Genomic DNA, 19609 nt, shown 5'->3' on the forward strand with positions numbered 1-19609 from the left:
TTCTCCTCAGTCCTCGTCCTTGGCGATGCGCCGGGTGAGCAGGAAGTTGATGATCGCGAAGATGGCGATGACCAGACAGAGCGTCCAGGCGACCGCCGAGGCGTAGCCGAAGCGGAACTCCCGGAACCCCTGCTCGTACATGAACAGGGCGACGGTCTGGAACTGCCGGTCGGACCCGCCGGTGGGCGTCTGGGAGCTGGCGAACAGCAGGGGTTCGGCCATGATCTGCAGGCCGCCGATCGTCGAGATCACCGTGGTGAAGATGATCGTCGGCCGCAGCATCGGGACGGTGATCCGCCTGAACTGCTGAGCCTGCGACGCGCCGTCGAGGTCGGCGGCCTCGTACAGGTGGTGCGGAATCGCCTGCATCGAGGCGAGGTAGATGAGGGCGTTGTAGCCGGTCCACCGCCAGGCGACGATGAACGAGATGGCCAGGTGGGAGCTCCAGGTGTTGGCCTGCCAGTCGATCGGGCCGATGCCGACGAGGCCGAGCGCCCAGTTGACCATGCCGAAGTCGCGGCCGAAAAGCTGGGTGAAGACGATCGTCACCGCCACGATCGAGGTGACGTTGGGCAGCAGCACGCCCATCCGTAGCGCGGTGCGGGCCCGCAGCCGGTGGTTGAGCAGGTGGGCGATCCAGAGCGCGGCGAGCAGTTGCGGCACGGTGGACAGCACCCAGATGCTGAGCGTGTTGCCCAGGGCGTTCCAGAAGTACGCGTCCTGCAGCATCTCGCGGTAGTTCGCGAGGCCGACCCAGCGGTGCGACCCGGAGTCGAGCAGGTCCCAGTCGTTGAACGAGACGTACGCCGTGTACAGCAGCGGGAACAGCCCGAACGCGCCGAACAGCAGGAAGAACGGCAGGATGTAGAGGTAGGGCGAGCCCTTGGTGTCGAGCCGGCTCAGGCCGGCCCGCCGGGCCTGGTGGAGGTAGGTGGCCATCGTCGATCCTTCGTCGCCGGGCGCCGCCGGCGGTCAGGGGCGACCGCCGGCGGCGCGGGTCGAGTTACTTGGCGAGGCGCTCGACGTCGCTGACCATCTGCTTCCAGGACTCGTCGGAGCTTTGCTTGCCCTGTTCGATGCGGACGAGGGCGTCGCGGATGGTGGTCTGCACGTCTCCGGCTCGCGGGCCCTGGTACTGGGGCTTGAGCTGCTTCGCCGCGGTGGTGAAGAGCTGGCCCACCGGTGCGTTGTTGAAGAAGGCGTCCTTGTACTGGGCAATGTCGGGCTTGTCGTACAGAGCCGGGATGGACGGCAGGTTGCCCCGCGCGGTGAACACCTTGGCCTGCTGTTCCGGGGCGGTCAGCCACGCCGCGAGCTTCTTGGCCTCCTCGATGTGCTTGCCCTGCTTGGGAACGGTGAGGTACGAGCCGCCCCAGTTGCCGCCGCCGCCCGGGACGCTCGCCACGTCCCACTTGCCGGCGGCGTGCTTCGCCTGGTCCTTGATCTTGGTCATCATCCAGGCCGGACACGCGATGGTGGCGAACTGGTCCTTCGCGAAGCCGTTGTTCCACTCCTGCGAGCTGCCGATCAGCTTGGCCGACAGGTTGCTCTGGATCGCCTTCACCGTCAGGTCCCAGGCCTTTCGGACATCGGGGCTGGTGCCCACGACGATGGCGTTGTCCTCGTTGTAGTACCCGACCGGGGCCTGGCCGATGATGGCGTTGAACAGTTGGCCTCCGCCATCGAAGAAGGCGCTGCCGGCCGGGGCCTTCGCCGCGTACCGCTTGCCGAACTCGATGTACTGGTCCCAGCCGCTGCCCCAGGCGGCCGACACCTGGTCGCGGTCGAAGGGCATGCCGGCCTTCTCGAACAGGTCACGCCGATAGCAGATGGCCAGGCCGCCGACGTCGGTGCCGTACCCGATCTGCTTGCCGTCCTTGGCCAGCGACGCCGCCCACTTCCAGTCGAGGTACTCGGACTGGCGGTCCTTGCCCAGGTCGACGAAGAGGTTGCCCCGCTCGCGCATCTGCGCGATGAAGCCCGTGTCGACGCCCTCGATGTCGCCCGCGCCGGAGCCGGTGGCCAGGTGGGTGATCAGGTCGCGGTGATGGTCGTTGTAGGCGGCCGTGCGCTCCTGGATCGTGATGTTCGGGTGCGACTTCTGGTACTCGGCGTACAGGTCCTGGTACCCGAAGTTGCCGAACAGGTTGACGTTCAGGGTGATCTTTTCGTTGCCGCCGCCGGAGCCTCCCTCGGTGCCGGTGCCACACGCGGTCAGCAGTACTCCGGCGGCCAGGGTGGCCGCCGCCAGTCGCAACAGTCGTTTTGGGTGCATGCCAGGGAACCCTTTCGTGCGATGTAACCGGTTACCTGAAACCGGTTACATTGTCGGCGAAGCGATGGTGGTGGGGGTGGGTGGAGTTGGATGAAGATCGGATGCCGGCCGAGTTGCGGGTGACCGCCGGCGAGCACCTTTCCTGGGAAGTGTGAACGGGTTCGGCTAGGGGGTGTCAAGTTACGAAACGATAACGTTCGATGCGGGTTGACCGGCGGACATCGCTGGCGCTACGGTCGTGAAACCGGTTACAGAGAAGGCACCACATTGGCCACTATCAGGGAGTTGGCGCGCCGCTCCGGCGTGTCCGTCGCCACCGTGTCCCGCGTCTTCAACACCCCCGAGGTCGTCAGCCAGCACACCCGCCAGCGCATCCTCGACCTGGCCGCCGAGATCGGCTACCTGCCGAACGGGTCGGCCCGGACGCTCGCCACGAAGAAATCCAACATGGTGGGCCTGGTATGGGACACCGACCATCGCCGCCCTGGGTGGCGCCACCCATTCCTGCAGGAGATCCTCGTCGCGCTCAAGACGGCGCTCAGCGCGCACGGGCTGAACCTGCTCATGCTCGCCGGCCACGACGCGGCGGGGCCCGACGACGGGCAGCGATACGTGCGCGCCGTCCGCCAGCACAACCTCGACGGCGCGGTCATCATCGACAACGGCACCCGGGACCCGGCCGTGCTCGCCCTCGTCGAAGCCCAGGTGCCGTGCGTCGCTCTCGACCTGCGGGTCGACGGCCCGACGTCGACCTACATCACCTCGGACAATGCCGGCGGCGCGGCGCTCGCCGTGCGCCACCTCGTCGAACGCGGCCACCGGCGCATCGCCACCATCACCGGCCCGCTGCGAACCTGGCCGGGAGCCGAACGGCTCGTCGGCTTCCGGGCCGCGCTGGCCGGGGCCGGCCTGCCGCTCGCCGACGGCCACGTCGTCGAGGGAGACTTCTATCTCGACGGCGGTCACGCCGCGATGGACCGGCTGCTCGCCCTCGACGACCGCCCTACCGCGGTGTTCGTCGCCGGTGACGAGATGGCTGTCGGCGCGATGCGGGCGGCCCAGGCAGCCGGCCTACGGATCCCCGACGACATTGCGATTGTCGGGTTCGACGACATCGAGGTGGCCGCGCTGATCCCGCCCGGGCTCAGCACCGTCGCCCAGAACAAGCCCGGCTTCGGCACGGCCGCCGCCGAGGCGCTGGTCGCCATGCTGCACGGCGGCGACGACCCGCCCAAGCCGACCGTGTTGCCGACGACGCTCGTCGTCCGCGGCACCACCTGACCCGAACCGCGCGACGTCGGCGCCGTTCCGCTCTGGATCGTGCTGCTGCTCGCGGTCGCTGCTGCCGGAGCCGCTGTCACCGACCCCGCAGCCGGGCCTGCCTCGAGCGTCACACCCGTGCCTGGGCGAGGTCGCGGCCGGCGGTGGCGCGAATGATCCGGGGCCAGGTCGGCGGGGCCAGCGCATTCGACCGCCTCGCCGCACTGCCGCGACCCGCCGGCTGACCCAGCAACCCCACGCCCCGACCAGCAGCACGGAGGAACCCGGCCCAGCGCCGGCCGTCAGCATGCCAGCGAACTGGTACGCGAATCCCGAACCAACCTCATCGAACACGTCCAGTCGGCCGCGACAGCCGCAACCTTCCAGGCGTACGTGAGTTCGCCAGCCGAATCGGGCTGATCCAACCCGCTGCTTCCTGTCGCGGCTGCTGCTCCTGCGCGTGGGTGGGTTCCGGTCGGGCGGCGACTGTCGTGTCGGGACAGTGCACCCCTATAGACCCCTATTGATGCGTAGTGATGTCGTCGCGGAGCGTTATCGTCTGACGGTGTCGCCGCCCTCTGACGGCAAGATCGTCTGACGGAGAGGATCGCCATGTCGCTGCCCACCAACCCTCCGGCGCTGAGCGTGGTGATGCCGACCTACCAGGATCCGCAGTGCCTCGCGCTGACCCTCAGGGCGCTGACCCGGCAGACGCTGCCGCCGGAACGCTTCGAGGTGATCGTGGTCCGGGACGGTGGCTCGTCCGACGGGTACGCCGAGGCGCTCGCCGAGGGTGCCGGTCTCCGCCTGCGCGTGCTGGAACTCGCCGAGCGCAAGGGCCGCTCCGCCGCCCGCAACGAGGGGGCGCGCCGTGCCTGCGCGCCGCTGCTGGTCTTCCTCGACGCCGACTCGTGGGCGGTGCCCGACCTGCTGGAGCGGCACCTGGCCTGGCACAGCGTGCCCGGCAACGCGGCGGTGCTGATCGGCCGGCGGGACGAGATCGGCCTCGCTGACCTGCCGGCAGTGCTGGCCGGGGAGTCGCACGCGGTCGCACGCGCCTTTCCGCACGGCGGCGACCTTCGGTTCGCCACGGGGCTTCCCGACGACGGGGGCGAGTGGCTCCGGGCCGGCTGGGTCATCGCCTACACGCACAACATCTCGCTGTCCAGCGCGCACTTCGCGCAGGTCGGTGGCTACCGCGAGGCGTTCGGTCTGAGCTACGGCGTGGAGGACGTCGAGTTGTTCTACCGCGTCGACCGCAGCCTCCCCGACGGCGTCAACTTCGGCTACGACGACGACGCCCGGGTCGTCCACCTGCCGCACCACAAGAACATCACCCGCAACTGGATGGAGATGAAGGCCAACTTCCAGCAGGCGGCCCGGCTCTATCCGTGCCTGGAGTGGGAGTTCCTCACCGCCGTCATGGGGTACGAGGCGATCCGGCGGATCCTGCACTATCGCGCGCTCATCGACGAGTGCGTCGAGCGGTCGGCCTGCGCCATCGGCCCCGCCGCCGCGCGCCTCGCCGGCCAGGTGCGGGGGCACCGCACGCTCTGGATCGGCACCGGTCGAGCCGATTCCGGGTTGCCCGCCTCGGCGTTGACCTTCGACTACGCCGCACCCATCGGGCGGACCAACTTCCACCTGCTCGGCGTCGCCCCGCCCATGCCGTCGGGCAGCCTGGACGCGGTGATCAGCGTGGACTTCTGGCGGTACCTGCTGTGGCCGGAGCTCTGCCAGTTCATCTCGGCCTCGCTGCTGCTGGCCGGGGAGGTCCACCTGGTCGCCACCGCCGACTCGACGCCGGGGATGTGCGCCGCCGACCCGCAGACGCTGGACTACCTGCGCCAGGCGCAGGCCGCGGCCTGCACGGCCGAGCTGCGCGCGGTCGAGGGGCTCGGCCACGTACTGATCCTGCGGCCCCTCCGACCCGCGCCCGGTGCCGCGCGCCGGGTACCCGCTCAGACCGCCGCCGGGGCGCGACCCGCTGCCCTGGTGCCGGGGCGCTCCACGACGCGGGGATAGCAGATCGACGGTGCGGCCAGGCCCGACAACGCTGTCGGGTCTGGCCCAGCCGCGCCCGGATCCGGCGTAAAAGACGGAAAGGCGAGTATTGTGCGCGTACTGCTGTCGACTCTCGGGTCGCGTGGCGATGTCCAACCCCTGGTGGCGCTCGCGTCGCGGTTGACGGCCCTCGGCCATCAGGCCCGCCTCTGCGCCCCGCCCGACTTCGCCCGCTGGGTGGCCAGCTTCAGGATTCCCTTCGTGCCCGTCGGCCCGCCCTGGCGCAGGTCGGCGGCGCCCAGGTCGCGGGCCGCCGTGCCAAAACCCTCGCCCGCGCAGGTACGCAAGTTCGCCGAGTCCTCCATCGGCATCCAGTTCGAGGTGCTGTCGGCCGCAGCCCGGGACTGTGACGTCCTCGTCGCGTCGACGGGCCTCCAGATCGCCGCCCGCACCGTGGCGGAGAAGCGCGGCATCCCGTACGTCTTCGCGGCGCTCTGCCCGGCGGCCCTTCCCTCACCCCACCACCCCCCGCTGCCGCTGCCGGTGCTCGGGGAGGTCCCGGCGCCCGCGTCGGCAGACAACAGCGACCTGTGGGCCGCCAACCTGCGGCACGTCAACGACACCTTCGCCGCGCCCCTCAACGCGCTGCGGTCGGCGGTGGGGTTGGGCACGGTCGACGACGTCAGCGACCACATCCACACCGACCGGCCGTGGCTGGCCGCCGACCCGGCCTTGGCACCCTGGCCGGACGTCGCCGATCCGGCCGTCTACCAACCGGGCGCCTGGCTCCTGCCCGACAAGCGGGCCCTGCCCGCCGAGCTGACGGCCTTCCTGGACGCCGGCGGGCCGTGCGTCTACGTCGGATTCGGCAGCGTCGCCGCACCCCCGGGTCTGCTGGAGACGGCCGTGCGGGCCGTGCGCGCGGTCGGTTGCCGGCTGGTCGCCTCCCGGGGCTGGGCGCCGCTCTCGCCGGTCGACCGGTCCCCCGACTGCCTGGTGGTCGGCGAAGTGAACCAGCAGGACCTGTTCCGGGAGGTGGCCGTGGTGGTCCACCATGGCGGCGCGGGCACCACGACCACGGCCGCGCGGGCCGGGACGCCGCAGGTCGTCGTACCGCAGGTGTACGACCAGCACTACTTCGCGCGCCGGGTGCCCGCGCTCGGCATCGGCACCGCACACCCCGGCTCCGTGCCGACCGTCGAGTCACTGACCGAGGCTCTGGGCGCCGCGCTGCGGCCGGAGGTGGCCGCCCGCGCCCGCGAGTTCGCCGGCGTCGTACGCACCGACGCGGCGCAGGTCGCCGCGGAGCGGTTGGTCGTCGCACCGGGAGCCTGATCGGTGAGGCGACGCTCCAGGTACTGCGGGGGCGGGTCCGGCTGGTCGCGCCGGATCAGCCGTGGACCGGTGGGGAGGGCGACCTGCTGGTCATCCCGGAGGCCCGGCACTCGTTGTACGCCGAGGTTAGGGCGTCGGCGGACCGGACCGGTGTCGGGGTGCTCCCTACTCCGGCCGGCGCTGTTCACCGGCGGGGCTGCGGAGACCGTCGGTCGCGCCGCGGGCTCGTGGCGAGCGGGGCGCGTCGGCGTCAGAAGCTGCTGACCAGCTTCACGAACGCTTCGTCGATCTTGGCGGGATCGGTCGCGTCGAAGGCCTTGCCCGATGATGCCTTGGCGATCCGGTCCAGGGTGGCGAAGTCCGACTCCCGGTCGAAGGCGATGCAGAACACCTTCACCGGACGCCGCGGGTCGAGGGCGACCTCGGCGAGCAGGCGGGCCAGGTCGTTGTCCTGCCGGTACTCGTTCTTGCCGTCGGTCAGCACGACGATCGCGTTGATCCGCTGCGGGTCGTACCGGTCGAGCAGCTCTCGGTGTGCGGCCCGGACCGTCGCGTAGAGCGCGGTGCCGCCGTCGACGTGCAGGCCGGCGATCTTGCTGTTGATCCGCTTCTGGTCGAACTCGCCGAGAGGGATCTCCTCCCGGTAGGGGCTCTTCGGCCGCTTCCGGGTCTCCGAGGAGAACGACCAGAGACCCACCCGGTCCTCGGTGTTGAGCAGCGCGAGGCCCTTGCCCGCCGCTGCTGAGGCGACCTGGAAGCGGGTGCGGGTGCCGACCATCGCCTGCATGGACCCGGACGTGTCCAGGGCTATCAGGATGTTGGCCTTCTTGCGGAGCGTCCGCCAGCCGTCCAGCATCGCGCCGACCACCTGCGGGTCCGGGGGCTCGAAGTAGCTCAGCCCACCGGTGGGCTCGGCGCCGACGTTGGCGAGCAGCTCCGCCGAGGCTCGGCGCTCGTGGTCCCGGAAGCCGAGGCGGGCGAAGGTCTCCTGCTGGGCGTCCTCGGTCAGGAAGGCCAGGAAGTCGGTCGCCGCCGCCCGCTGCCGCTCGTCGGCGGAGGGCAGCACCACGAACGGGTGGTCCAGGTTGAACGTGCCCTCCTTGGGGTGGACGGCGACCAGCGGGACGTTCGGCCTGCGGCCCCGCTCCTGCCCGTCCTGCCGAGGGCTCAGCGCACCCGTGTTGTAGAGGTCCACGAGTTCCTCCTGGAGGACGATGGCGCTCATGTCGTCCGTACTGCCCGCGCCGCCCGCCAGGTCCGCCTCGGCGAGGCTGCGCAGCAGGTCCACCGAATCGTCGCTGTAGTGCGACACATTGGCCTCGATCCGGCGGACGAACTGGGTGACCGCGGGGTCGGCAAGGTCGGACCGGGTCAGGTCGCTGGACCGTTGCACCGCCGCGTAGTAGGTGGCGATGGTCGCCGCCAGCCCGGAGGTGGACAGGTTGGGGTTGTCCTTGCCGAAGGTGAAGCGGCCCCACTCCGGCTTGCCGAAGCCCGCCCACCCGTCCCGCCCGGACAGGCCCAGGATCTCCCCCCAGCCCAGCGGCCCGCGCCGGCGTATCAGTTCGGCCTTGGGCTGCGGCATCGCGATCACCAGTGGGCTGTTGGCGATCGACGGGTAGCGGTCCGGGGTCTGCGGTGCTCGCCCGGCGGCTTGGTCGAGCAGCCGGAGCTGGCCGGTCCACAGGCTCGACGTCGGCAGCCAGACCTGTGGTCGCGGCAGGCCGGTGTGGGTCCAGCCGGTGGCCAGCGCCTCGGCGGCCTGGCCCGAGTTGAGCGCGCTGACGTGCACCTGGGCGCAGCCACCGCCGTCGATCGACCGGCTGCTGCGGTTGTAGCGCTCGGCCAGGTCGACCAGCAGCGCCGCCTTCTCCGTCGACGAGTTGACCTGGAGGGTGGTGGCGCAGTCGGTGCGGGGCACCTCGCTGCCCGCATCGCGCTGCTGGACGAACACGAACGCCCCGGCGATGACCACCAGCCCGGCGGTGACGGCGGCGGTGTAGGGCAACCACTGCCGCGTGCGGGTAACGGATGGGGTCATCGGGGCGTCCTCCTCGGCGGGCGGCTGGTGGCCGTCAACCTATCGATCCGGCGCCAGCCGGCGACCCGGACCCCTGCCGCGGCGTCACGGGCGGTCGGACCGCCCCCCGACCGCCGTAGCGACCAGCAGCCGGACCAGGTAGACCACGACGAAGGCGACCGCCCCGACTGCGGCGGCCGGGCCGATCGCGCTCGACGCGACGTAGCCGGCGGCGGCGCCGGCCGAGCCGAGGAAGAGCGCTGTCGAGATGCCCCAGGCGTCGAGGGCCTCACGACGCAGTCGCCGCAACGCGCCGCCGGACCCGGCGCCGACGCCGGGCTCCGTCGCCGGCAGGTACGCCGGCTGGGTCGTCATCCGTGGGTGTGCCGGCTGCGTCGGCCGGGCCTGGGTCGGCTGTGGCTGTGGCTGCGTCGGGCGCGGCTGCGGTGCCGTCGGCGTGATCTGGGGAAGGGGATGGTTCGGCGTCGGCGTGCCCGCGGTCTCGTTGCCGACCTCGAGCAGGCTCTCCCGACGTAGCGGCACGGTGGCCGTGGCGTCCTGCCGCAGCAGCCGCACCAGCACCTGCTCGGCACCCGGCCGATCCGCCGGATCCTTCGCCAGGCACTCCCGGATCAGCTCGTCCAGCACCGGAGGCAACGCCGGCAGGTCGGGCGGATCGTGCAGCACCCGGTGCATCACGGCGAAGAGCGAATCATCGCCGAAGGGTGGCCGGCCACCGGCAGCGAACGCGATCGTGGCCGCCCAGGCGAAGACGTCGCAGGGCGGACCGACCGCGTCGTTGCGGAACCGCTCGGGTGCCATGTACGCGGTGGTCCCCATGACCCGGCTGGACGCCGTCTCGGTCACGCCCAGCGCGCGAGCGATGCCGAAGTCGATCACCCTAGGGCCGTCCCTGCCCAGCACCACGTTGTCCGGCTTCAGATCGCAGTGCACCACGCCGGCACTGTGGATCGCGGCGAGCGCGGTGACAGTGCCGACCGCGAGCCGGTGCAGGGCGTTACCGGTCACCGGGCCGCGTTCGCGGACGTGCCGGTGCAGGGTCGGGCCTTCGATGAACTCACTGACCACGTAGGGACGCTCGCCGTCGACCTCGGCGAAGAGCACCTGCGCGGTGCAGAACGGAGCGACCCGGCGCGCGGCGGCGATCTCCTTCACGAACTGCGACCGCGCCCGTGGATCAGTCAGATCGACGTTGACCATCTTGACCGCGACGCGGTCACCAGCGTCGTCCTCACCGAGGTAGACGACCCCCTGCCCACCCGCGCCCAGCCGGCCGAGCAGCCGATACCGGCCGGCGGTGACCGGGTCGTGCGTCCACAGCTTCGCCAATCCTGGCACCGGCGTGCCGGCCAGTTCTGACATCCCGACTCCATCAGTGTCGTGCCCGGCCACCGGCGGCGCAGGGCACGGCCATCGTGTCATGCCGCAGCGACGACAGAGGACAGCCGATCATGGGTGGAGGCCACCGCCGCCGGTGGTCTCGCGGTGGCGGTCGCCGCACTGCGCGGGCCGGCCCGGCCTACGACGGCGGGCGTCCCTCCAGGGTGTCCCTTCGTCCTCCGCCGTGGCCGGCGCGAACTCGTTTCCCGCCGTGCCGTGCCGTGCCGTGCCGTGCCGGGCGGGTCGATGCCGGTGCCCGACCCCGGTCGCCGACGCGCAGCCGCAGCGGCGTCAGGCCCGGCGCAGCGTCCGCAGTGTGCCGGCCCAGGCGACCACCTCGTCGAGCATGGTGCCGAGGGCCTGCTCGTGGTGCGCGGCCGGCCGGAAGTCGCGGAAGTTGACGAAGTCGGTCGTCAGAGAGAGCGCGACCTGGGAGCGGACGTCGGCGACGCCGAGCTGCCCGAGAACCAGCCGCAGGTGCTCCGCCGCCCGGGTGCCGCCGTGCACGCCGTAGCTGACGAGGCCGGCGGCGGCGTGCTGCCACTCCTGGTAGAGGAAGTCGAGGGAATCCTTCAGCGCGCCCGGGATGGAGTGGTTGTACTCCGGCGTGACGAAGACGAAGCCGTCGAACCCGGCCACGGTCGCCGCCCAGCGGCGTACGGCCGGGCGTCGCGACGGCGCCATCGACGGCGGCAGCACCTCGTCGAAGTGTGGCAGGGCGTAGTCGGCGATGTCGACCAGTTCGACAGTGGCGTCGCCCCGCTTGGCGGCGACGTCGCGCACCCAGCGGGCCACGGCGTCGGCCTTGCGGCCGGGTCGCGTGCTGCCGACGATGACACCGATCCTGACCATGCTGCTCTCCTCTAGGCGATGGGGACGGGGCGCGCGGGAGCCGACGTGCCGGTCAGGTCACGAGCCAGCTCCACCGCGCCGTGCAGGGACGACAGCCCGCCGAGGGCGGCGGGACGCACCGGTGGCGCCGGGCGCCCGGGCCGGCCGGCGCGACGTGCCCGTTGCGCGACGAGCGGCACGAAGCCGGGCAGGCCGGCGGCGAACCCGCCGCCCACGATCGCCAGCGCCGGATCGAGGATCTCGCCGAGGCTCACCACCGCCGCCGCCAGCGCCCGGCAGCTCTCCTCGACCGCAGCCACCGCCCAGGGCTCGCGCCCGTCGAGTCCGGCCCGTAGGTCGTCGAAGCCCACCTCGCCGCCTCGGCGGGCGGCGGCGCGGCGCAGGGTGGCGGGGCCGGACGCGACGGACTGGAGGCAGCCGTGCCGGTCGCAGTCGCAGCGCTCACCGTCGAGGGCGACGACCATGTGGCCGATCTCGGCGGAGGACCGGCCCGGCACTGGCCGGCCGGCCAGCACGACGCCGCCGCCGATCCCGGTGCCGACGCCCAGGTAGACCACGTCGTCCGCGCCGGCGCAGCGCGCCTCGGCCAGGGCGGCGAGATCACCGTCGTCGGCGACGGCGGTCGCCGCGTCGGGAAAGAGGCGGCGCAGCGCGCCGGTGAGGTCGAGGCCCGCCCAGCCGGGGCGCCCAGGCCAGGTGGTGACGGTGCCCCCGGTGTCAGTGGTCGCCGGCATGGCAACCCCGACCGCGTCCACCGGCCCCCACCGGTCGAGCAGCCGGTCCACCTCGACGGCCAGCACCGTCAGGTCGTCGGCCGGGTCGGCGGCCCCCCGGGGCCAGCGGAAGGTCCGGTCGTACGCCGGCCGCCCGGGTGCCTCCGCGTGCAACGCGACCTTGGTGCCGCCGACGTCGATGCCGAGGACGCCGCCGTGGCGCTGCGGACCGGACACGGCCGGCCTCAGCCCAGCCGCACGTGCAGGTAGACGAGCGCCAGGGCGGCGACGGCAAAGATCACCGGCGTCAGGATCGTCGCGGCCGGGTCCTTCGCCCGGGCGTGGTAGACGACCGCGCCCGTCATCTGCAGGGCGAGACCGATCGCCGCCGCGATGCCCAGGGGCGGCCAGAGCAGGCCGAGCAGCAGCCCGGCGACCGCGGCGAGTTCCAGCACCCCCAGCACGCGGGTCAGCCCCGGCGAGACGCCTAGGTGGTCCATCCGCTCGCGCATCTGTGCCTGCCCGGTGAGCTTCGGCACGGCGGTGCCCGCGAACACGGCCGCGAGGACGAGGGTCAGGACGAGGACGGGAATCTCCACGTGAGGTCCTTCGGGAAGAGTCGGGACGTGCGGACGACCGTACCGCCGGCACGCCGGCGCCCACGGCAGCGGACGGCGGGGTGCCCGGTCGTCATCGGACGGTCGCGGTGAGGGCGCGCGCGGCCAGCCGGTAGCCCAGCGCTCCGAGCCCGACGATCACCCCGCTGGCCAGCGGGGCGATCACCGAGTCGTGCCGGAAGCTCTCCCGCGCCCACACGTTGGACAGATGCACCTCGACGAAGGGCCGGGGGTAGTTGGCCAGCGCGTCGCGCAGGCTCCAGCCCGCGATCATCAGGGCGCCCGGGTTGACGATCGCGCCCACCGTGTCGTAGCTGTTCTGGATCGTACGGATCAGCGCACCCTCGCAGTCGTGCTGCTCGGCGACCACACCCCAGCCCCGGGCGGCGACCTCCTCGCCGACGGCGCGTTCGATGTCGTCCAGGGTGTCGGTGCCGTAGATCTCCGGTTCCCGCCGGCCGAGAATGCCCAGGTTCGGGCCGTTCAGCAGCAGCACGTCCGACACGCTTCACCTCGTGGGGCACGGCCCTGGTCCCGCAGAGCCTGATGACTGGTCACCGCAGTCTTACTACGCCGACGGCTCCCGGCGAACCGGCGGCGCCCGACGCACGGCGGACTAAGGGGTGGCTAGGGGCTGTTAGGGGCGGTGACCGCGTATCCGCGTCGGTTACCGTCCTCCCTGCTGAAGCGACGCCGCCGGCTCCAGACGGAGGCGTCACGTACCGCGCGGCCATCCGGTGCTCCGCTGCGCCCGGCCCGCGCACCGGCGGTCTCGGGTCGTCCCGCCCGATGGTCCGCCCAAGCCCCTGGTCTGCCCGAGTTGGGAAGTGGGAAGTCATGAGTGGTCAGCCCTCGACGGTGTCCGAGTTCCCCGAGTGGCCGCAGTACGGCGACGAGGAGCGAACCGGACTGATCCGCGCCCTCGAACAGGGTCAGTGGTGGCGGATGGGCGGCAGTGAGGTCGACTCCTTCGAGCGGGAGTTCGGTGACTACCACGGCAGCCCCCACGCGCTTGCCGTCACCAACGGCACCCACGCGCTGGAAGTCGCGCTGGAGGTGCTCGGCGTCGGCCCCGGTACGGAGGTGATCGTCCCGGCGTTCACGTTCATCTCGTCCTCGCTGGCCGCGCAGCGTCTCGGCGCGGTCGCCGTGCCGGTTGACGTCGACCTGGACACCTACTGCGTCGACCCCGCCGCCGTCGAGGCCGCGATCACCCCCCGTACCAAGGTGATCATGCCGGTGCACATGGCCGGGCAGTTCGCCGACATGGACGCGCTCGACAAGCTCGCCGCCGACGCCGGGGTGGCTCTGCTGCAGGACGCGGCACACGCCCAGGGCGCGCAGTGGCGCGGCCGGCGGGCCGGCGCGCTCGGCTCGGTGGCCGCCTTCAGCTTCCAGAACGGCAAGCTCATGACCGCCGGCGAGGGCGGAGCGGTCGTCTTCCCCGACGAGGAACTGCGCGAGCGGGCATTCCTCGTGCACAGCTGCGGCCGGCCCCGCACCGACCGCGAATACCTGCACAGCACCACCGGCTCGAACTACCGGATGAGCGAGTTCACCGCCGCTGTGCTACGCGCCCAGCTGACCCGCCTCGACGAGCAGATCGCGCTGCGCGAGCAGCGCTGGCCGCTGCTGTCGAGCCTGCTCGCCGAGATCCCGGGCGTCGTGCCGCAGGCGACCGACCCCCGCACCGACCGCAACCCGCACTACATGGCGATGTTCCGTGTCCCCGGGATCGGCATCGAGCGTCGCCGTGCCGTGGTGGACGCGCTCATCGCCCGGGGCGTCCCGGCGTTCGTGGCGTTCCGGGCGATCTACCGGTGCGAGGGCTTCTGGAAGGCCGGCGCGCCCGACGAGTCGGTAGAGGAGATCGCGGCCCGCTGCCCCAACACCGAGCAGATCCACTCCGACTGCCTCTGGCTGCACCACCGCACGCTGCTCGGCACGGAGCAGCAGATGCACGAGATCGCCGCCGTGCTCGCCGACATCCTCGCCGGATGACGGCCCGGCCCCCGGCCGCGGCCGGCCGGCCGGTGCGGGTCGCGGTGGTCGGCCTCGGCTGGGCCGGGCGGGAGATCTGGCTGCCCCGGCTCGCCGTACACCCCGGCTTCGAGGTGGTCGCCGTGGTCGACCCGCAGCCCGTGGTGCGCGATCAGGCCCGCGACACGCACGCCGTCGCGTCCGCGTACGCCGACGTCGAGGACCTGCCCGCCGGAACGGTCGACCTGGCGGTGGTCGCCGTACCGAACCACCTGCACGCGGTCGTCGCCGTCCGGCTGCTGCGCCGGGGCGTACCGGTGTTCCTGGAGAAGCCGGTCTGCCTGACCTCCGCCGAGGCGGGCATCCTGGCCGACGCGGAGCGCGACGGCGGCGCGGTGCTGCTGGCCGGCAGCGCCGCCCGTTACCGGGCCGACGTCCGGGCGCTGGCCGACGTGACCGGTGGGCTGGGCCCGATCCGGCACGTCGATGTGGCCTGGGTTCGCGCCCGAGGGGTGCCCGACGCGGGCGGCTGGTTCACCCGCCGCGACCAGTCCGGCGGGGGCGCGCTGGTTGACCTCGGCTGGCACCTGCTCGACACGGTGCTGCCGCTGCTCGGCCCGGCCCGGGTCACTCACGCGATCGGCAGCGTCTCGGACGACTTCGTCAACGACAGCGCCGCCCACGCCGCCTGGCGCGGCGGGGCCGACACCGCAGGCCACGTTCCCGGCGACGTCGAGGACACCGCCCGGGGGTTCCTGCTCACCGACACCGGCGCCTCCGTCGCCCTGCACGCCTGCTGGGCCTCGCACGAGTCGCTGGACCGCACCACCGTCACCGTGCACGGCGCCGCGGGGTCGGCGACGCTGCGCTGCACGTTCGGCTTCAGTCCCAACCGGGAGCCCACGCCGGTGCTGACGCGTACCCGCGACGGCCGGACCGCGCGGCTGCCGCTGCCCGGGGAGCCGATCGGCGCGGAGTACGACCACCAGCTCGACGCCCTGCCCGGGCTGCTCGCCGACCCGGCCGCCCGGGGCGCGGCCGTCGCCGAGGCCCGCCGGACCATCGACATCATCGAACGGATCTACCAGTGCGCCCGGCCCACCCGGCCGGAGCGCCAGCACGCACTGGTGGGCCATCGCGCCGGGTGAGAACCACCGTCGGCCCCAACCCCTTCCGGGAGCAGCCATGAGCCGTCCATCGTCCACAGTCGAGGTGACCCCGCCGTCGCCGGCGCGCGGCCCGATCCGCGCGGTCGTGTTCGACCTCGACGGCGTCATCGTCGACAGTTCGGCCGTCATGCGTGAGGCGTTCAGCATCGCGTACGCCGAGGTGGTGGGCGACGGGCCGGCACCGTTCGAGGAGTACAACCGGCACATGGGCCGGTACTTCCCGGACATCATGCGCCTGATGGGGCTGCCCCTGGAGATGGAGGGGCCGTTCGTCCGCGAGAGCTACCGGATGGCCCACCTCGTGCCGCTCTTCCCCGGCGTCCGGGAGACCCTGGAGACCCTGCACTCGCGTGGCATCCGGATGGGGATCGCCACCGGCAAGGCCGGCCCGAGGGCCCGCTCCCTGCTCGACCAACTCGGCGTGCTGGGCCTCTTCGGCCAGGTGATCGGTTCCGACGAGGTGGCCCGTCCCAAGCCTGCCCCGGACATCGTGCTCCAGGCACTGGGCAACCTCGACGTGCCGCCGCACGAGGCCATGATGGTGGGCGACGCGGTGATCGACCTGCTCAGCGGCCGGAACGCCGGGGCGACGGCCGTCGCCACGACGTGGCACGGCGGGGACATCGCGGCGCTGCTCGCGGCCGGCCCCGACCTGGTCGTGCACGCCCCGGCGGAGTTGCTGGCGCACTGCCCGGCGGCCCTCGTCCACTGACCCGGACCGGAGCGCGCCGGGCTGCTCGCGTGAGCAGCCCGGCGCGCTGCCGCCAGGCTGTGGTCAGCGTGTGTCGCTGACCGCCTCGGGGCCGGCTTCCAGGAAGCGCAGCATGCCGGTGGCCAGGATCTCGGCGGCGGGGGCCGGGACCAGGTCGGTACGGATGGTGACCCGCAGGAGGACACTCTCGTCGCCGGGCAGCACCTCGGCGACGCAGGCACCGGACCACTCCCGGGCGTACGGTTCGACGACCTCCTCGGTCCGGCAGCCGGGCAGGTCCAGCGGGAGGACGAGGTTGTCCTGGTAGGCGAACGAGGGCAGGCTGTTGATCACCTCGCGGGGCAGGTCGAGGACCGGGTCGTCGGTGACCATCTCCAGGAAGGAGACGTCCTGGGCGGCCATCAGCTCGTCCGCGGTCTGCTGGAGGGCGCGCATCAGGTCCTTCTCCGGGCCGCCGAACCGGACCCGGAGACAGTTGCTGCTGATCCTGCTCGTGAAGGCGGAGTCGAGGACGCGGCTGCCGCGCTGGGCGACGATCATCAGCAGGGCGATGTCGTCCTGCTGATGGATGGCGCGCAGCGCCGAGGCGTAGGCGGCGGCGAAGTAGGTGGAACGGCTGAAGCGGTGTTCGACGGCGGCCCGGTCCCAGCGCCGTACCAGCTCGGGCGGGACGGCGACGATGTGCCCGGTCTTGGGGCCCCAGGTCGGGGTCTGTTCCAGGATCTCCTGCGGCCGGCCTTCGCCTTGGCGGGGTAGGTCGCGTAGTTGTTCGCGCCAGTAGGTTCGTTGGGTTTGCAGGTCGGCGGCGTTGCGGAGGCGGGTGTATTCGTCGTGGGACTGGTGCAGTGTGGGTGCGGGGTGGGTCCAGGTGGGTGTGTGGCCGGTGTGTCGTGCGGTGTAGGCGTGGGTGAGGTCTCGGACGAGTAGTCCGTATGACCAGCCGTCGAAGGCGATGTGGTGGATGCCGATGCCGAAGAGGATTCGGTTGGTGGTTTTGTTTCGGATCAGGGCGGCGCGCCAGTTGCGGCCTTGGGTGTAGTCGAGGGGTTGTTGTACTGCTTCGGCGAGTTGGTCGAGGGCGTCGTGTTCGGTGGCGGCGTCGGCGAGGAGTCGTAGCTGGGGCATGCCGGGGTTGGGTGGGATGATTGCGGTTGGTGGGTCGGTGCGCCGGTAGCGGGCGTGCAGGGCCTGGTGGCGGTGGTGGAGGTCGCCGAGGGCGGCCATGAGGGCTCGTAGGTCCAGCTCACCCTCGATCCACCAGGTGGTGGGGCAGACCAGTTCGAAGGGGAGCACGACGCACTTCGCGACGGACGGGGTCAGCGGGACGGGCTTCGACGGGCCGGGACGGCCGGTGACGGACGGCGCCGGCTCGGCCCCGGGGCGGCGGGGGGCGGTGGCGAGCCAGCGGGCCAGCCCTTGCGGGGTGGGGGTGCGGTGGATCTGCGAGACGGGCACGGCGACGTCGGCGGCCTCGTCGAGGGCGACAGCGACGGCGGCGGACTGCAGGGAGGTGCCGCCGAGGTGGAAGAACCCGTCGAGTGTCCCGACCCGGTCCAGCCCGAGCACCGTCGCGAAGATCCCCGCGACGAGGCGTTCGGAGTCGGTGGCCGGTTCGGTGTACGGCACGTCGAGGTCGGGACGGCGCGAGCCCGGCTCTGGTAGCGCCCGCCGGTCGATCTTGCCGGTGCCGCCGGTGGGGAACCGGTCCAGGACCATGATCACGGCGGGGACCATGTAGGGCGGGAGCACCGCGGCGGCGTGTGCCCGCAGGTCGGCGGTGACGGGGACGCGGCCGTCGCGTCCGGTGACGTAGCCGACGAGCCGGGCGGTGCCCTGGTCCTCGCGACGGGTGACGACGGCGGTGCCGACGTCCGGGTGTTGTTCGAGAGTCGCCTCGATCTCACCGAGTTCGATCCGGATGCCGTTGACCTTGACCTGGTGGTCCATCCGGCCGAGGATCTCCAGCGCTCCGGCGGCGTTCCACCGGCCGAGGTCGCCGGTGCGGTAGGCGGTCCCGCCGCCGTACGGGTCGGTGACGAACCGCTGGGCGGTCAGTTCGGGGCGGTTGAGGTAACCGTCGGCGACGCCGGCGCCGGCGATGAGGATCTCGCCGGGGACGCCCATGGGGACGAGGTCGAGATTGGCGTCGACGACGCGGATCTGCCGGTTGGGCATGGGTCGGCCGATGGGCACGTACGCGCCGGGCCAGCCCTTCGACGCGTCGTACCAGGTACAGGCGACGGATGCCTCCGCGGGCCCGTACGCGTTGATCAGGCGGGCACCGGCGGCCGTCCAGCGGTGCGCCATGCGGGGCGGAATGGGCTCCCCGGCGAGGGTCACGCACGTCAGGCTGGGGCAGTCGGCGGGATCGACGGCGGCGAGGTTCGTGGGTGGGCAGAACGCGTGGGTGGCCTGCTCCTTGGCGATCAGCTCCGTCAACCGGCGGGCGTCGAGAAGATCGTCGCGGGAGCTGACGACGACGCGGGCACCGGAGGTCAGCGCGGTGTAGATCTCGCCGAGGGCCACGTCGAAGACCGGTGAACAGGAATGGAGCATCCGGCTGTCCGGCCCGACCGCGCACTCCTCCCGCATCCAGGTGACGAAGTTCGTCAGGTGCTCGTGGGTCAGCACGACACCCTTCGGTGTCCCGGTCGAGCCGGACGTGTAGATCACGAACGCCGGCCGGGAGGGTGCCACCACCGGCAGGTCGGCCGCCTCGGCCGCCGTCACGGTGGGCCAGTCGGCATCGAGGGCGACGACCCGTACGCCGTCAGGTCTGGGGACACGCGGGGCGACCTCGCCGACGGTGAGGACGACCCGGGCGCCGTGGTCGGCCAGCAGCATCCGCATCCGCTCCGCCGGCCAGGACACGTCCATCGGCGTGTACGCCGCCCCCGCCCGCAGCACCGCCAGGGTGGCGACGAGCGTCCACATGCTGCGGTCCAGCGCCAGCGACACCACGTCCCCGGGCCGTACGCCCATCGACCGTAGCCGCGCGGCCAACTCCCCCGAGCGGCGGGCCAGCTCCGCGTACGTCAGCACCTCCCCGGCGGCGACGCCGGCCACCGCGTCCGGCGTGCGTCGTGCCCATTCGAGCACCAGCTCGTGCAGCGGCGCACCCGGCACCGGGCGGGCCGGGCCCCGGCCCCACGCGAGCAGCCGCTCGCGCTCGGGCGCGCCCAGCAGCGGCAGCGCGCCCAGCGGCACCCCGGGTTCCCGGATCCCGGCCGACAGCAACGACACGGTCTGGTCCACCAGGCCCCGACCCAGT

General features: G+C 72.3%; 15 protein-coding genes. 6 read left to right on the plus strand and 9 right to left on the minus strand.

The features are described from left to right. Window positions 1–6: 6 nt before the first annotated feature. The gene (locus MCBG_RS30490) at window positions 7–939 is read right to left on the minus strand and encodes a carbohydrate ABC transporter permease (protein WP_030500465.1); all 933 of its coding nucleotides are present in this window, start codon (window positions 937–939) and stop codon (window positions 7–9) included. 64 nt (window positions 940–1003) lie between these two features. Further along, window positions 1004–2275, minus strand: a complete 1272-nt coding sequence (locus MCBG_RS30495) for an ABC transporter substrate-binding protein (RefSeq protein ID WP_043329850.1) — start codon at window positions 2273–2275, stop codon at window positions 1004–1006. Between the two features lie 267 nt (window positions 2276–2542). On the opposite strand from MCBG_RS30495, the gene MCBG_RS30500 reads away from it, so the two are divergent. From MCBG_RS30500 to MCBG_RS30510, 3 genes are all read left to right on the plus strand, one after another. Continuing rightward, on the plus strand, window positions 2543–3556 hold the full coding sequence (locus MCBG_RS30500) for a LacI family DNA-binding transcriptional regulator (RefSeq protein ID WP_043329852.1): 1014 nt from the start codon (window positions 2543–2545) through the stop codon (window positions 3554–3556). A gap of 591 nt (window positions 3557–4147) precedes the next feature. After that, window positions 4148–5560 (plus strand): glycosyltransferase family 2 protein, encoded by a 1413-nt coding sequence (locus tag MCBG_RS30505; RefSeq protein ID WP_043329853.1) that lies wholly within the window; start codon window positions 4148–4150, stop codon window positions 5558–5560. Window positions 5561–5650: 90 nt separating this feature from the next. Continuing rightward, window positions 5651–6874 (plus strand): glycosyltransferase, encoded by a 1224-nt coding sequence (locus tag MCBG_RS30510; protein WP_043329855.1) that lies wholly within the window; start codon window positions 5651–5653, stop codon window positions 6872–6874. Between the two features lie 250 nt (window positions 6875–7124). Here MCBG_RS30510 and MCBG_RS30515 read toward each other — a convergent pair whose 3' ends face one another. From MCBG_RS30515 to MCBG_RS30540, 6 genes are all read right to left on the minus strand, one after another. Continuing rightward, the gene (locus MCBG_RS30515; protein WP_043329857.1) at window positions 7125–8915 is read right to left on the minus strand and encodes a substrate-binding and vWA domain-containing protein; all 1791 of its coding nucleotides are present in this window, start codon (window positions 8913–8915) and stop codon (window positions 7125–7127) included. Window positions 8916–8999: 84 nt separating this feature from the next. Beyond that, the gene (locus tag MCBG_RS30520; protein WP_051611444.1) at window positions 9000–10277 is read right to left on the minus strand and encodes a serine/threonine-protein kinase; all 1278 of its coding nucleotides are present in this window, start codon (window positions 10275–10277) and stop codon (window positions 9000–9002) included. Window positions 10278–10586: 309 nt separating this feature from the next. After that, window positions 10587–11147, minus strand: a complete 561-nt coding sequence (locus MCBG_RS30525) for an NADPH-dependent FMN reductase (RefSeq protein ID WP_043329859.1) — start codon at window positions 11145–11147, stop codon at window positions 10587–10589. A gap of 11 nt (window positions 11148–11158) precedes the next feature. Further along, window positions 11159–12097 carry an ROK family protein gene (locus MCBG_RS30530; protein ID WP_043329860.1) on the minus strand — a complete coding sequence of 313 codons (939 nt, stop codon included), beginning with the start codon at window positions 12095–12097 and terminating at the stop codon, window positions 11159–11161. Between the two features lie 8 nt (window positions 12098–12105). After that, window positions 12106–12459, minus strand: coding sequence for a DoxX family protein (locus MCBG_RS30535; protein WP_030500471.1), 354 nt, complete (start codon window positions 12457–12459; stop codon window positions 12106–12108). A gap of 91 nt (window positions 12460–12550) precedes the next feature. Then, window positions 12551–12982 carry a type II 3-dehydroquinate dehydratase gene (locus tag MCBG_RS30540; protein ID WP_030500472.1) on the minus strand — a complete coding sequence of 144 codons (432 nt, stop codon included), beginning with the start codon at window positions 12980–12982 and terminating at the stop codon, window positions 12551–12553. Between the two features lie 332 nt (window positions 12983–13314). On the opposite strand from MCBG_RS30540, the gene MCBG_RS30545 reads away from it, so the two are divergent. The 3 genes from MCBG_RS30545 to MCBG_RS30555 are packed head-to-tail and all read left to right on the plus strand — an operon-like array spanning window position 13315 to window position 16338. Then, window positions 13315–14478, plus strand: coding sequence for a DegT/DnrJ/EryC1/StrS family aminotransferase (locus MCBG_RS30545; RefSeq protein ID WP_043329862.1), 1164 nt, complete (start codon window positions 13315–13317; stop codon window positions 14476–14478). Continuing rightward, window positions 14475–15605, plus strand: coding sequence for a Gfo/Idh/MocA family protein (locus MCBG_RS30550; protein ID WP_043329864.1), 1131 nt, complete (start codon window positions 14475–14477; stop codon window positions 15603–15605). Before MCBG_RS30545 ends, MCBG_RS30550 begins: the two co-directional genes overlap by 4 nt. Window positions 15606–15642: 37 nt before the next feature. Continuing rightward, window positions 15643–16338 (plus strand): HAD-IA family hydrolase, encoded by a 696-nt coding sequence (locus tag MCBG_RS30555; RefSeq protein WP_043329866.1) that lies wholly within the window; start codon window positions 15643–15645, stop codon window positions 16336–16338. A gap of 63 nt (window positions 16339–16401) precedes the next feature. Here MCBG_RS30555 and MCBG_RS30560 read toward each other — a convergent pair. Next, on the minus strand, window positions 16402–19609 hold a 3208-nt coding region (locus tag MCBG_RS30560; RefSeq protein WP_084789693.1), incomplete at its 5' end, for a non-ribosomal peptide synthetase.

It is taken from the genome of Micromonospora sp. M42, assembly GCF_000568915.1.
Classification (GTDB): domain Bacteria; phylum Actinomycetota; class Actinomycetes; order Mycobacteriales; family Micromonosporaceae; genus Micromonospora; species Micromonospora chalcea.